This window comes from Dietzia cercidiphylli (genome assembly GCF_014145145.1).
GTDB classification, from domain to species: domain Bacteria; phylum Actinomycetota; class Actinomycetes; order Mycobacteriales; family Mycobacteriaceae; genus Dietzia; species Dietzia natronolimnaea.
The window spans coordinates 1-14,063 of the sequence record NZ_JAALEA010000230.1; the positions used below are offsets into that span (position 1 = coordinate 1).

A 14,063-nucleotide genomic window follows, 5' to 3' on the forward strand; every position below is an offset into this window, starting at 1 on the left:
CAGGGCCGCCGTCGCGGCGACCGGGGGGACCGACCGTTGGTCGGACAACGCCGCGGCCACCACCTCGAGGGACCGCTCGGCGGTCGGACCCATGACCCGCCACCAGGCGCGGGCCTCCGCCTCGGAACCCAGGCCCTCGGCGAGGGCGCCGGGGGAGGGGTCGGACGGAACGACGATCGCATCGCGCCCTGCGAGCGCATGGGCCAACTGAACCGGCGGCGTCCTGAGCTCCACCCCGTGTTCGGCGAGGTCGAAATGACGGAAGAACGGCGCGGCGGCGGCCATCGGGTGGACCGCCGAACACGGGTCGACGACGAGGTCCGCGCCGAGATCACCCGGCATGCCGTCCATGGGCAGGGTGCGGCACCCGCCCCCGATGGTGTCCTCGGCCTCGAGAACCACGACGCGACGGCCCGCGCGGGCGCACAGGAGTGCCGCGGCGAGGCCGTTCGGCCCCGACCCCACCACCACCACGTCGGCCCGCACCGGCGCGGAGGACCTCACTCGAACACCGCCAGGCCGTAGGTCCGGCGCAGTTCCTCCAACACCTTCTCCTGGGCCACGGCCTGCTCCGCCAGATCCAGGAGGACGCGTCGGGTGCCGGGTCCGCCCACCTCGTCGTCGTCGCCCCGTGAGGGCTGGTCGGCGACCCACGAGTCCGCGAGCAGTTCCCACATGGAGCGCTTGGCCACCACGAGGGTGCGTAGCGCCTCCAGCAGCGCGAGCCGCGCCAGCGGATCGCTCAGCACCGGCCCCACCGGAAGCACGGAGAACGAGAGACCGGTCGACAGTCGCAGCAGTCGCCGGCCCGGGGTCCCGATGGGGGTCAGCCGGGCCAGCAGCGCGGCGGCGGTGTCGATCTCCTGCTCGAACTGGGCGCGCAGGGGCTCCAGGCGGGTCTTGTCGGTCTCGTCGACGGCGCGGATGCAGTGGTCCAGGAGGCTGCGACCCACCGCCGCCCCGTAGAGGTGTGCCCGGAGATAGGAGGCGACCGCGGTCGAGCCGCGCGCGGGGGCGAGGACGGGCATCCAGGGGCTGGGCAGGCGGACCGGGAAACCGGTCGACCGGGGCGGGCGCAACATAGGTGATCCGTTCGTCGGACGTCGGTCGGGGCCTGCGGTGACATCAGCCACGGTAGGCGTCCCGGGCCACCCCGGCCACTGGTCCTCGGCGGTGTGCGGTGGCCTAGACTGGGTGTGCCCAAATTGACACCGAGGAGATCCCACTGTGACAGCATCCGGACGTCCCGTCGTCCTCATCGCCGACAAGCTCGCCCAGTCGACCGTCGACGCGCTCGGCGACGCCGTGGAGGTCCGCTGGGTCGACGGCCCGGATCGTCCCAAGCTCCTCGAGGCCGTCGCCGATGCGGACGCGATCCTCGTCCGCTCCGCCACGACCGTCGACGCCGAGGTGATGGCCGCCGCCCCGAAGCTCAAGATCATCGGTCGCGCGGGTGTCGGCCTCGACAACGTGGAGATCCCCGCGGCGACCGAGCGCGGCGTCATGGTGGTCAACGCGCCCACCTCCAACATCCACTCGGCCGCCGAGCACGCCGTCGCCCTGCTCATGGCCGCCTGCCGCCAGATCCCGGCCGCCGACCGCACCCTGCGCGAGCACACCTGGAAGCGCAGCTCCTTCAACGGCGTCGAGTTGCTCGGGAAGACCGTCGGCGTGGTGGGCCTGGGTCGGATCGGTCAGCTCGTGGCACAACGTCTGGCGGCGTTCGAGACGAACCTCATCGCCTACGACCCCTACCTGCCCGCCGCCCGCGCGGCCCAGCTCGGGATCGAGCTCGTGGACATCGATGAGCTGGTCTCCCGCGCGGACATCATCACGATGCACCTGCCCAAGACCAAGGAGACGGCCGGCCTGCTCGACGCCGAGCGGTTGGCCCGGGCCAAGGACGGCGTCGTGATCGTCAACGCCGCCCGCGGCGGACTCATCGTCGAGGACGCGCTCGTCGAGGCCCTGAGGTCCGGCAAGGTGCGGTCCGCCGCCCTGGACGTGTTCGACACCGAGCCCTGCACCGACTCGCCGCTGTTCGACCTCGAGAACACCGTCGTCACGCCGCACCTGGGTGCCTCCACGAGCGAGGCGCAGGACCGGGCCGGCACCGACGTCGCGCGCAGCGTGCTGCTCGCCCTGCGCGGGGAGTTCGTCCCCGACGCCGTCAACGTCACCGGCGGCCCGGTCGGCGACGAGGTCGCACCGTGGCTCGACCTCGTCCGGAAGCTCGGACTCATCGCCGGTCACCTGTGCCCGGGTGTGCCCACCACCGTGACCGTCGAGGTCGCGGGCGAACTGGCCGCCGAGCAGGTGGACGTGCTGGGTCTGGCCGCCCTGCGCGGGATGTTCTCCGCCATCACCGACGAGCCCGCCACCTTCGTCAACGTCGGCCAGATGGCCGAGCAGCGCGGTGTCACGCACTCGGTCGAGACCCGCAGCGAGTCGAAGTCCTACCGCAGTACGGTCACCGTCACCGCGGTGGCCGCGGACGGCGCGTCGGCCCATGTCACCGGCACGCTGGCCGGTCTGGACCAGGTGCAGAAGATCGTCCGGATCAACGAGCGCGGCTTCGACATGCGTGCCGAGGGTCAGAACCTGTTCGTCCACTACTCCGACCGCCCGGGCGTGCTCGGAAAGGTGGGCTCCATCCTCGGCGGGGAGGGCATCGACATCCAGGCCGCCGCGCTCAGCCAGGACGTCACCGGTGAAGGTGCCTCGCTGATCCTGCGGGTCGATCGTGCGGTCGCCGAACCGACCGTCGACCGGATCGTCTCCGAGCTCGACGCCACGGCGACCCAGATCTCCCTGGTCTGAGCGGGGGTCGGACATCATGAAGCTCGCAGTCATCCCCGGGGACGGGATCGGTGTCGAGGTGACGGCCGAGGCGATCCGGGTCCTGGACGCGCTCGTCCCGGGGGTCGAGAAGACCGAGTACGACCTGGGCGCGCGCCGGTATCTCCGCAACGGGGAGACCCTGACCGAGGCGGACATCGAGAGCCTCAAGGGTCACGATGCGATCCTGCTCGGGGCCATCGGCGATCCGCGATCGGTGCCCGCCGGGGTGCTCGAACGCGGGATGCTGCTCCCACTGCGGTTCGCGCTCGACCACCACGTCAACCTCCGCCCGTCGCGGCTGTACCCCGGTTCGGGGACCCCGCTCAGGGACCCGGGTGAGATCGACTTCGTCGTGGTGCGCGAGGGGACCGAGGGGCTCTACACCGGCAACGGTGGGGCGATCCGCGTGGGGACACCCCACGAGATCGGCACCGAGACCTCCGTCAACACCCGTTTCGGCGTCGAGCGCGTGGTGCGCGACGCGTTCGGCCGGGCGCGGTCCCGCCGAGGGAAGCTGACGCTCGTCCACAAGACCAATGTGCTGGTCAACGCGGGTGGGCTCTGGCAGCGCACCGTCGACGAGGTGGCCCCGGAGTTCCCGGAGGTCGCGGTCGACTACTGCCACATCGACGCCGCGACGATCTACATGGTCACCGAACCCTCGCGCTTCGACGTGATCGTCACCGACAACCTGTTCGGCGACATCATCACCGATCTCGCCGCCGCCGTCACCGGGGGCATCGGCACCGCCGCGTCGGGGAACATCGACGCCTCGGGAACCAACCCGTCCATGTTCGAACCGGTGCACGGTTCCGCCCCGGACATCGCAGGGCAGGGCAAGGCCGACCCCACCGCGGCCATCCTGTCGGTGGCGCTGATGTTGAGGCACCTGGGCAGGGTCGCCGAGGCCGAGCGCGTGGAGGCCGCGGTCGAGGCGGACCTCGGGTCGCGTGGAGACCGTCCCGTGGTGACCTCCGAGGTCGGCGACCGGATCGTGTCGGCGGTCAGCGACTAGGAACCGGGCACCACCCCGCGGCCCGCGGGTGTGAATCGCGTGAAGCGGATCACACCGCGGGCCGTCGGCGTACAGAGTGGACCCATGGACGTCGAACTCGCCGAGGTGAGGGATTTCCTCGCCCGCTGCGCCCCCTTCGACGAGCTGCCCGGTGACCAGCTCGACCGGATCCCCGCGCGGCTCTCACAGCGGTACCACCGCCGGGGAACGGTGATCCTCGACGCCGGTGCCCGGAACGACACCCTGCACATCATCCGGTCGGGTGCCGTGGAGGTGTGCGACCCGGACGGCGTTCTGCTCGACGCCCGGGGCGAGGGAGACTGCTTCGGCTACTCGTCCCTGTCCCACAGCGGGCCCTCGCGCTACCGGATCGTGGCGGTGGCCGACACCCTGCTGCTCGAGATGCCGGCCGGGGTCCTGGACGACCTGGCCACCGAGCACCCTCATCTGCGGCGGTTCTTCGGCGAACGGAGCGACCGGATCCGCCAGGACCTCGCCTCGGCGCGGCTCGAGGCCGCGGGCGGGGACGCGCTGGGCACGCCGGTCGGGGAGTTGCTCGCCCGCGACGCGGTGACCACCGGCCCCGACACCACGATCCGCGACGCCGCGAGCCTGATGACCGAACGCCGCGTATCCGCGCTGCTCGTGGTGGAATCGGGCCGCGTGGTGGGGATCTTCACCGACCGGGACCTGCGCTCGAAGGTCGTGGCGGTCGACGGGGACACCGGGGCGCCGGTGTCGACGATCATGACCCCGGACCCGGTGTCGGTCGACGCGGGAACGCGCGCGTTCGACGCGACGCTCCTCCAGATCGACCGCGGGGTCCACCACCTCCCGGTCTGCGAGGGCGGCGTGCCCGTGGGGATGGTGACGAGCGGGGACCTGCTCCGACTGGCCCAGACCGACCCCGTGTACCTGGCAGCCCGCATCGCCCGCGCGCCCGACCCCGAGGGGGTCGCGCGCCTGGCGGCGAGGTTGCCCGCCCTGGTCGGCGAGTTCGTCCGCCGTGGCACCGCCCCCCAGGACATCGGTCGCGTCGTCACCGCCACCGCCGACGCCGCGACGCGACGGTTGATCTCACTCGCGGAGAGCGGCCTCGGACCGCCGCCCGTGGGGTACTGCTGGGTCGGCCTGGGTTCCCAGGCCAGAGGGGAGCTCGGCGTGGCGAGCGACCAGGACAACGCGCTCATCCTCGACGACGAGGCGGAGACGACACCGGATGCGGACCGGTACTTCGCCGCGTTGGCGCAGGAGGTGTGCGCCGGTCTCGACCGGGCCGGATTCCCGTTGTGTCCGGGCGACGTCATGGCCTCCAACCCGGCGTGGCGTCGCACGTGCAGGTCCTGGGAGCGCCAGGTGGGGGACTGGGTGCGGGCGCCGGGAGCGGACGCCGTCCTGCACTCCCAGGTGTTCCTGGACATCCGCCCGGTGCACGGGGACACCTCGCTGTTCATGCGGGTCCGTGACGAGATGCTCGCTCGCGCCGAGGGCAGTCGACGGTTCCAGGCCCACCTGGCGCGCATAGCGTGCGAATGGCAGCCGCCGCTGGGGTTCTTCCGTGGGTTGGTGGTGGCACGACGGGGTGAGTACCGCAACACCCTGGACCTCAAGGCCGGCGGGATCGCGCCCGTGGTGCAGATCGCGCGTGTTTACGCCCTCTCCGCGGGGCTGGACGAGGTGTCCACCCTCGGTCGGCTCGACGCCGCGGCCGGGGCCGGCGTCATCGCGCGCGCCGACGCGGAGGATCTCGGCGAGGCCTTCCGGTTCCTGCGTGGTCTGACCTACCGCCACCACGCGCGCCAGATCGCGGACGACGACCCTCAGGACAACCACATCGATCCGGGAACGCTGAGCTCCGCCGACCGTCACCGTCTCCGCGCCGCGTTCCGGATCATCGCCGGGGTGCAGGGCTCGCTCGCCCTGAAATACCGGGTCGGGCAGATGTGATGCGTGAGTGGTTCACCGGGTCCGGGCGACGTCGACGCACCGCACGACGGCTTCCCGACGGTCCGCTGCGGCGCTACCTCGAGACCCCGCCCCCGGAGCCGTCGACCCCACTGGCGGATCTGCCGTTGCTGGCGATGGACGTCGAGACCACCGGCCTCGATCCGCGCCGCGACAGGGTTCTGTCCGTGGGGCTGGTACCGGTGGACGGTGACCGGATCGTCCTCGGCGGCGCGCGGTCCCTGCTCCTGCGGGCCGAGGGTGCCGACGACGTGGAGGGAGTGGGCCAGAGCGCGACGCTGCACGGGATCACCGACGACACGGTCGCGACAGGGGTGAGCGTGGACGTCTTCCTGGACCGGGTCTTCGAGGCGTTGACCGGCCGGGTGCTCATCGCCCACTACAGTCGTATAGAAACCGATTTCCTCGGCGCTCTGTGCACCTCCGGGCACGGTGTGCGGCCGCCGTTCGTCCCCGTCGACACCCTCGAACTCCACCGCCGGGTGCTCGGCGCGGGCGTCGACAGTGGATTCGCCCCGGAGTCCTCCCCGGACGAACTCCGGCTGTGGAGCGCCAGGGAGCGGTACGGGCTCCCCCGCTACCGGGCGCACGATGCGCTGATCGACGCGCTCGCCTGCGCCGAGCTCTACCTGGCCCAGACCGCGGAGCTGCACGAGCGCGGGGTCACGACGCTCCGGGATCTGCGAACGGCATAGGATCGCGGGTATGCGTCTCGCCCGTATCGCCCACCCGCAGGGATTCGCCTTCGTCGAAGTCCGCGGTGATGTCACCGATCCCGCCACCCTCACCTGCGCGGAGATCGCCGAACACCCCTTCGGCACCCCCGAGTTCACCGGCCGCGAATGGCCGCTGGCCGACGTCCGTCTGCTCGCTCCGATCCTCGCCTCCAAGGTGGTGTGCGTCGGTAAGAACTACGCGGAGCACGCCGAGGAGATGGGGTCCGAGGCGCCCGCCGAGCCGCTGATCTTCCTGAAGCCCAACACCTCGGTGGTCGGCCCCGAGGCCGGGATCGCGTACCCGCCCAGTTCCGAGCGGGTGGACCACGAGGGTGAGCTCGCCGTGGTGATAGGTCAGCCCTGTCGCGACGTCTCGGCCGCCCGGGCCCACGAGGTGATCCTGGGGTACACCTGCGCCAACGACGTGACGGCGCGCGACCAGCAGCTCGCGGACGGTCAGTGGACCCGCGGGAAGGGGTACGACACCTTCTGCCCGCTGGGCCCCTGGATCGTCACCGACCTGGACCCCAACGGCCTCGACGTCCGCACCACGCTGCACCACCCGGACGGGTCCTCGGAGCTGCGCCAGGACGGCAACACCTCCCAGTTCATGCACACCGTCGGGGAGATCATCGAGTACGTCAGCAGGGTCATGACGCTGCTCCCGGGCGACGTCGTGCTGACGGGAACCCCGGCCGGCGTCGGCCCCATGCTCCCCGGTGACCGGGTCACCGTGGAGATCGAGGGCATCGGAGCGCTGACCAACCCCGTCGTCGACAGGTAGGTCGGGTCCCGACCCGCCTGACGGTCGAGACCCGGTCGGGGGGTCCGGTCACACGGCGCCCAGCGCGGTGAGGACCGTGCGGAGTTTGGCGGCGGTCTCGGCCACCTCGTCGTCGGGGTCGGAGTCGGCGACGAGCCCCCCGCCCGCCCAGGCGATCGCCCCCGAGCGATCGGCGTCGATCTCGGCGCAGCGGATGGTGACCATCCAGTCGCCGTCTCCGCCCGCGTCCGCCCATCCCACCGCACCCGAGTAGAAGCCCCGCCGGCCCTCGAGACCCGCGATCACCCGCCGCGCCTCATCGGTGGGGGTTCCGCACACGGCGGGGGTGGGGTGGACGGCCAGCGCGAGGTCGAGCGCGGTCGTCCGCGGGTCGGCGACCCGTCCGCGGATCCGCGTCCCCAGATGCCACATCTCACGGGTGGAGGTGAGCGACGGGCGCTCGGGGATCTGTAGATCCCGGCAGAGGGGGGCGAGCGCCGTCGCCAGGGAGTCCACCACGAACGCGTGCTCGGCGGCGTCCTTGCCCGAGGCCTGCAGTGCCCGTCCCGCGGCCTGGTCCACCGACGTGTCACGGGAGCGGGGGGCGGATCCGGCGAGCGGATGGCACTCCACCACGTCACCCCGTCGACGGACGAGGAGCTCCGGGCTCGATCCCACCAGGATCCTGCCGGAGTGGACCCCGCCGGCGGGGGACAGGTCGACCAGGAATCCATCGGCCGACGGGCTCGAATCGATGAGCGCCGCGCACACGGCGTGGGGGTCGATCGGGTCGTCCGCGAGCAGCCGGACCGCGCGCGCGAGCACCACCTTGTCCAGCCCACCCGCCCGGATACCCGCGATCGCGGTGGCCACCCGTCTCCGGTGGGCCTCAGTCGAGGGCAGTTCCTCGACGACGCGGGCGCGCGTGCGGAGCGAGCGGAAGTAGGCGGGCGGCTCGAGTGGGCCGTCGGTCCGGACCACGATGTCGGGCTCGACCAGTGCTGCCGGGGCGTCCGGCTCGAACCCGATGGCGCCCACCACCAGCCCGCAGCGTCCGGACCGGAGGGCCAGCGCCGCGTCGGCGGGGTCGGGGAAGGCGCGGAGGGAGCCCTGGGTCCGCAGCGATCCGGTGTGGCGCGACAGGAGGAAATCCGGGGCGGTGACAGGCCTGGCGGCGTCGGGGTGGGGCCCTGACGCCACGGCTCGCCTCCCTCGACTCCGATGTGCGTGGATCGCGCGCGAGTGGCGGGCCACGGGTACCCGCCGATCCTAGGCCGGTCCTGCGCGGGGGTGCGAGCCGGGACCGTCACTAGGATGGTGCGCATGACAGCCCCAGACGTCCGTGTCCGTTTCTGCCCGTCGCCCACCGGTACTCCTCATGTGGGGCTCGTCCGGACGGCGCTGTTCAACTGGGCTCACGCCCGGCACACGGGCGGGACCTTCGTCTTCCGCATCGAGGACACCGACGCCGCACGCGACTCGGAGGAGTCCTACCAGGCCCTGCTCGACGCGCTCCGGTGGCTCGGGCTGGACTGGGACGAGGGTCCGGAGGTGGGCGGTCCGTACGCCCCCTACCGCCAGTCCGAACGACGCGACCAGCACCTCGATGTGGTGCGCAGGCTCGTCGACGCCGGTGAGGCCTACGAGTCCTTCTCGACCGCCGACGAGGTCGAGGCGCGCCACCGGGCGGCCGGGCGCGACCCCAAACTGGGGTACGACGGCTTCGACCGCGACCTGACGGAGGAGCAGAAGCAGGCCTACCGGGACGAGGGCCGTGGCGCCGTGATCCGGCTGCGGATGCCGGACGAGGACCTCGGGTGGGACGACCTCGTCCGCGGGGAGACCGTGTTCAAGGCCGGCACCGTTCCGGACTTCGCGCTCACCCGGGGCAACGGGATCCCGCTGTACACCCTGGTCAACCCGGTGGACGATGCGCTCATGCAGATCACCCACGTCCTGCGCGGCGAGGACCTGCTCAGCTCGACCCCCAGGCAGATCGCGCTCTACCGTGCGCTCACCCGGATCGGGGTCGCAGACCGTGTGCCCGAGTTCGGGCATCTGCCGTTCGTGATGGGGGACGGCAACAAGAAGCTGTCCAAGCGGGACCCCGAGTCGGATCTGTTCCTGCACCGCGACCGCGGCATGCTGCCCGAGGGGCTGCTCAACTACCTGGCGCTGCTGGGCTGGGGACTGTCGGACGACCGCGACGTGTTCTCCCTCCGGGAGATGGTGGAGGCCTTCGACGTGCGCCAGGTCAATGCCAACCCCGCGCGCTTCGACCAGAAGAAGGCGGACGCGATCAACGCCGAGCACATCCGGCGGCTCCCGCCGGAGGAGTTCGCGCGTCGGCTGCGGGACTTCCTCGAGGCACACCCGTCCGAGGACGGACTCACGCTGCCCGCGGAGCTGGATGGTGATCGTTGGGCGGTGCTCGCGGATCTGGTGCAGACCCGCATCGTCGTGCTGTCCGACGCGTGGGACCTGATCCGGTTCCTGGTGGTGGACGAGTCGGAGTTCGTCGTCGACCCCGGGTCCGCCGCCAAGAACTTCAAGGCCGATGCGCGCGAGGTGGTGGACGCGGCGGCGGCCGCACTGGAGTCGGTGCCGGAGTGGTCCACCCCCGCGATCGAGGCCGCGCTCTCCGTCGCGCTGGTCGACGAGCTCGGGCTCAAGCCGCGTAAGGCCTACGGTCCGGTGCGGGTCGCGGTGACCGGATCGCACATCTCCCCGCCGCTGTTCGAGTCGCTGGAACTGCTGGGTCGCGAGGTCACACTGGCCCGCCTGCAGGCCGCGCCCATCGCTGAATGACCTGGCGATTTGCTATTCACCCTCGGTGCTTTGATAGTCTCTTCGAGGTCGCCCCGCACGGGGCGGACAAGTGAATACAGTGGCCTATGGTGTAATTGGCAACACAGCGGTTTCTGGTACCGTCGTTCTAGGTTCGAGTCCTGGTAGGCCAGCTGAGCGCGTTGTAGCGCTCACTGCAGCGGTTCCTCGCGGAGCCGCGTCCTGAGCCCCCGTCGTCTAGCGGCCTAGGACGCCGCCCTCTCACGGCGGTAGCGTGGGTTCGAATCCCATCGGGGGTACACACGAGAACGCCCGGAGCATCATGCTCCGGGCGTTTTCTCGTTCTCGGCCCGGTCCTCTCCACCCCGGTCCTCTCCACCCCGGTGCATCCCGGCGCCGTCCTTCTTCCGATCGGGGGAGAACGGACGGACTGGTCCGGTCAACCGGCGGTCGTCACGTCGACCCGCCCCCGTCCTCGGAGCCGGATGAGGTGCCGCGCGTGTTCGTCGAGATCACGGTCCTCCGCGGTCAGCGGGGTCCAGTGGGGGACCGGGGTGGGGCGGAGATCCGGGCCCAGAGCCGCGCACACGGCCAGGCAATGGGTCGTCAGCACCCGTTCGGGTGACGTGGGCTCACCGGACCGCACGTGGACGGACACGTGCATCGTCTCGTGACCGGTGTGCAGGAGCCTGGCCTCCACCTCGACGACGTGGCCGATCTTCACCGGGTGGTAGAAGCGCACCCCGCCGGCGTACACGGAGGTGCACGGGGTGCCCGACCAATGGGTCGCACACAGGTTCGCGGCGTCGTCGATCCACGACATGATGCGCCCCCCGTGCACGTTGCCGCCCCAGTTCACGTCACCGGGGGCCGCGAGGAACCGCAGGGCCGATCGGGGTGCGGTTCCCGCGTCGGTATAGCTCTGGACGGCCATGGCGTCCTCGATGTCCTTCCGCAGGGCGATGCGCATCACCGCCTCGTCGGACTCGTGGACCTCCAACCGGGAGGCGGGCCGCCAGGACGGCACCGGGGTGGGTCTCCCCTCGCGGACGGCGATGAAGACGACCAGGCACTCCGCGCAGTGGCGGAAGTCGAGGGTCACGGGGTCGCAGGCCCGGACGTCGCACTGGATGTGCATCGAGGTCGATCCCGTGTGGACGAGTCGCGCCGACACCTCGACGAGTTCACCGGCCTCGATCGGCCGCGAGAAGCGGACGTTGCCCACGTAGGCGGTGACGGCGTACCCGCCGGACCACACCGCGGCCTGGGCGTACGCGGCCTTGTCGATCCACTCGAGGATGCGGCCGGTGTGCACCTGGTTCCCGGTGCCGACGTCGGTGGGTGCGGCGAGGAAACGCAGGACGGTCTCTCGGGGAGTGTTCACGCTGGGCAAGCTATCGCCGTCGCGTAACGGGGCGGTTGCCGCGGGTGTGGATCGCGTGTCGGTGTGCTCACCCCGGTCCGGCGGCGCGGTGAGCACGCCACCCGGTCGGCGGGTCCGATCCGCCGCGGGGGTCAGTCGACCGTTTCCTTGAGGGGGTCCTCCCGGATGAACAGCAGCAGCACCGTGGCGATGAGCAGCAGGGGGACCACGACGAGGAAGATCGGCACCAGGGCGTCGTTGTAGGACCCCACGATCGCGTCGTGCAGGGGCCCCGGGAGGCCGGCGAGGATCTCCGGGCTCATCGAGTTCGCCGCGCCGGAGCCCTCGGCGAACGACGCGGCCACCTCGGCCCCCTCCGGCCCCATCGCGGACGCCGCGGCCGGGATCCGGTCGCCCATGAGATCTGCCAGGCGGCTGACGAAGAGCGACCCCACGATCGCCGATCCCAGCGTCCCGCCGATCTGGCGGAAGAAGTTGTTGGACGCGGTGGCGGTCCCGACCATCGAGACGGGGAACGAGTTCTGGACGATCAGGACGAGCAACTGCATGCACAGGCCCAGGCCGAAGCCGAACACGAACAGGACCGCTCCGAGGTGCAGGAGGGTGTCGGCGGCCTCGAGGGAGCTGATGAGCCACAGACCCACGGACATGATGACCGTCCCGACCACGGGGTACCACTTGTAGCGGCCGGTACGGCTCACGATGTTGCCCACGACGATGGAGGTTCCCATCATCCCCGCCATCATCGGGGTCATCATCAGTCCGGCGTCGGTGGGCCCGAGCCCGTGGACCATCTGGATGTAGGTGGGCAGGTAGGTGATGGTCCCGAACATCGCCACGCCGATGATGAGCCCGGCGGCCGTGGAGAGCGCGAAGTTGCGTTCCGCGAACAGCGTCATGGGGATCAGTGGGTGCGGCGATCGCAACTCGACGAGGACGAACGCCGCGGCGCAGATCAGGAACAGCGCCGCGAGGCCGAGGATCACGGGGTCGGTCCACGTGTAGCGGTTACCGGCCCACGAGCAGACGAGGATGAGCGCCGTGGTGGCCGTGACCATGAGGACGGTGCCCGGCCAGTCCGTGCTGCGGCCCGTGCCGCGGGTGGGCAGCTTCAGGTAGAGGACCGCCACCACGAGGGTGAGCAGGCAGATCGGCAGGTTGAACCACAGCGCCCAGCGCCAGCCCGGGCCCTCGGTGAAGAATCCGCCCAGGAGCGGACCGAGGATCGACGACAGTCCGAAGACGGCCCCCATGACCCCCATGTACCGGCTCCTCTGCCGGGCGGGGACGACGTCGGCGACGATCGCCTGCGACAGCACAATCAGGCCGCCACCTCCCAGGCCCTGGATCGCGCGCGAGACGATCAGGATGTCGATGCTCCACGAGAGGGCCCCGAGTACGGAGCCGCCGAGGAACAGCAGGATGGCGGCGACGAAGAGCGGCTTTCGGCCGATCTGGTCCCCGAGCTTGCCGTACACGGGGAGCCCGATGGTCATGGTCAGGAGATAGACGGTGATGACCCAGCTCATCTTGTCGACCCCGCCGAGGTCCGCCACGATCGTGGGCAACGCGGTCGCGAAGATCATCTGGCCCAGGGACACGATGAGCATCCCCAGCAGCAGGGAGGTGAAGACCAGCGGCACGTTGTGGGATGCCGGAGCCGGTCCGGTGGGTCGGCGATCGTCCGTGGCGATCGTGCTGGTGTCGTTCGTGCTGGTGTCGCTCATGACGTGGTTCCCGAGGTCTCAGGGGAGATGGTCCCGGCCGGTCTGGTCCCGGCCGGCGTGGCGTCGGAGGGCGCGGTGACGAGAAGTGCGAGCTGCCGGAGGGCGAGGGCACATTCGGCGTCGAGGTCGGCGAACGTCGCGGCCTCCCGTGTCAACCAGGTGGACAGCCCGAGGTTGGCCGAGGCGGCCACGAGAGCCACGTAGGCACGTGCCTCCGCCCTGGCCGCGACCCCGTCGAGGCGGCGCAGGGCCGGGTGGCGCTCGAAGTGTTCGGTCACCAGGTCCACCAGACGGAGCTGGAAGTGAGATGACGCGGTCACCCGGGCCACCCCGAGGTCCGGGTCGGCCCGGAAGATCTCCGCTCGACGGTGGGCCAGGGTCGCGGTCTGGGCGTCGTCCGCGATCCGCGCGGCCGCGAACGCCGCGAGGAACAGCCTCAGGAGCGCCCCGGGGACGTCCGGGTCGGCAGCGTCGAGGAATTCCCGGCGGACCGCGAGCGGGACGTCCCGGGGCGGCGAACCGATGACGGCGGCCTCCTTCGAGGGCACGTAGTTGAAGAACGTGCGCTTGGAGACCTGGGCGGCGGCGCAGATCTGGTCCACCGTCACACAGTCGTACCCGTGCTCGAGTACGAGGGAGGTCGCGGAGTCCTCGATGGCGAGCATCGTGGCGCGGCGTTTGCGCTCGCGGAGGGAGTCCGGTTCCGGCGGTGAGGTCACCAGGAGAGTCTACAGAAAAGTAGACTGAGTGCATATTTACACCGGGTGAACGGCGGTCGGCCCGCCGATTTTGTGGAGCGCCGGTCGGGTCGCTAGAGTCGAGGCGTACCAGGCCCCCGTCGTCTAGCGGCCTAGGACGCCGCCCT

12 protein-coding genes and 2 tRNA genes are annotated in these 14,063 nt (G+C 71.0%); 8 read left to right on the top strand and 6 right to left on the bottom strand.

Annotated features, from left to right (window positions below; translation table 11 throughout):
* Together G6028_RS08790 and G6028_RS08795 are read right to left on the bottom strand one after the other, a co-directional pair.
* Positions 1–504 (bottom strand): FAD-dependent oxidoreductase (locus tag G6028_RS08790; protein WP_182658654.1); only part of this gene is annotated, 504 nt, incomplete at its 3' end.
* Entirely contained in the window at positions 501–1,082 is a 582-nt protein-coding gene (locus tag G6028_RS08795; protein WP_182609682.1) for a hypothetical protein, read from the bottom strand. The genes G6028_RS08795 and G6028_RS08790, both read right to left, overlap by 4 nt.
* Positions 1,083–1,227: 145 nt before the next feature.
* Here G6028_RS08795 and serA point away from each other — a divergent pair, with 145 nt between their 5' ends.
* From serA to G6028_RS08820, 5 genes are all read left to right on the top strand, one after another.
* Positions 1,228–2,820, top strand: a complete 1,593-nt coding sequence (gene serA / locus G6028_RS08800) for a phosphoglycerate dehydrogenase (RefSeq protein WP_179525514.1) — start codon at positions 1,228–1,230, stop codon at positions 2,818–2,820.
* 16 nt (positions 2,821–2,836) lie between these two features.
* Complete coding sequence (locus G6028_RS08805) at positions 2,837–3,856, top strand: 3-isopropylmalate dehydrogenase (protein ID WP_182658655.1); 1,020 nt, start codon at positions 2,837–2,839, stop codon at positions 3,854–3,856.
* 84 nt (positions 3,857–3,940) lie between these two features.
* Positions 3,941–5,803 carry a DUF294 nucleotidyltransferase-like domain-containing protein gene (locus tag G6028_RS08810; RefSeq protein WP_182658656.1) on the top strand — a complete coding sequence of 621 codons (1,863 nt, stop codon included), beginning with the start codon at positions 3,941–3,943 and terminating at the stop codon, positions 5,801–5,803.
* Positions 5,803–6,516, top strand: a complete 714-nt coding sequence (locus tag G6028_RS08815) for an exonuclease domain-containing protein (protein WP_182658657.1) — start codon at positions 5,803–5,805, stop codon at positions 6,514–6,516. The genes G6028_RS08810 and G6028_RS08815 overlap by 1 nt, the downstream gene beginning before the upstream one ends.
* A 10-nt stretch (positions 6,517–6,526) precedes the next feature.
* Positions 6,527–7,321 carry a fumarylacetoacetate hydrolase family protein gene (locus G6028_RS08820; protein ID WP_182641135.1) on the top strand — a complete coding sequence of 265 codons (795 nt, stop codon included), beginning with the start codon at positions 6,527–6,529 and terminating at the stop codon, positions 7,319–7,321.
* Positions 7,322–7,369: 48 nt separating this feature from the next.
* Here G6028_RS08820 and G6028_RS08825 read toward each other — a convergent pair whose 3' ends face one another.
* Positions 7,370–8,500, bottom strand: a complete 1,131-nt coding sequence (locus tag G6028_RS08825; protein WP_182641134.1) for an isochorismate synthase — start codon at positions 8,498–8,500, stop codon at positions 7,370–7,372.
* Between the two features lie 123 nt (positions 8,501–8,623).
* On the opposite strand from G6028_RS08825, the gene gltX reads away from it, so the two are divergent.
* From gltX to G6028_RS08840, 3 genes are all read left to right on the top strand, one after another.
* Positions 8,624–10,108, top strand: coding sequence for a glutamate--tRNA ligase (gene gltX, locus G6028_RS08830; RefSeq protein WP_182658658.1), 1,485 nt, complete (start codon positions 8,624–8,626; stop codon positions 10,106–10,108).
* 80 nt (positions 10,109–10,188) lie between these two features.
* Positions 10,189–10,260: transfer RNA gene (locus G6028_RS08835), tRNA-Gln, on the top strand.
* Positions 10,261–10,313: 53 nt separating this feature from the next.
* Positions 10,314–10,386 (top strand) — tRNA-Glu (locus tag G6028_RS08840).
* Between the two features lie 140 nt (positions 10,387–10,526).
* Here G6028_RS08840 and G6028_RS08845 read toward each other — a convergent pair.
* The 3 genes from G6028_RS08845 to G6028_RS08855 all read right to left on the bottom strand — a co-directional run bounded on the left by G6028_RS08845 (position 10,527) and on the right by G6028_RS08855 (position 13,917).
* A complete protein-coding gene (locus G6028_RS08845; protein ID WP_179525507.1) occupies positions 10,527–11,471 on the bottom strand; it encodes a hotdog domain-containing protein in 945 nt (314 codons plus the stop codon).
* Positions 11,472–11,602: 131 nt separating this feature from the next.
* Complete coding sequence (locus G6028_RS08850; RefSeq protein WP_194306924.1) at positions 11,603–13,198, bottom strand: MDR family MFS transporter; 1,596 nt, start codon at positions 13,196–13,198, stop codon at positions 11,603–11,605.
* On the bottom strand, positions 13,195–13,917 hold the full coding sequence (locus G6028_RS08855) for a TetR/AcrR family transcriptional regulator (RefSeq protein ID WP_182609688.1): 723 nt from the start codon (positions 13,915–13,917) through the stop codon (positions 13,195–13,197). The genes G6028_RS08850 and G6028_RS08855 overlap by 4 nt, the downstream gene beginning before the upstream one ends.
* Between the last annotated feature and the right edge of the window lie 146 nt (positions 13,918–14,063).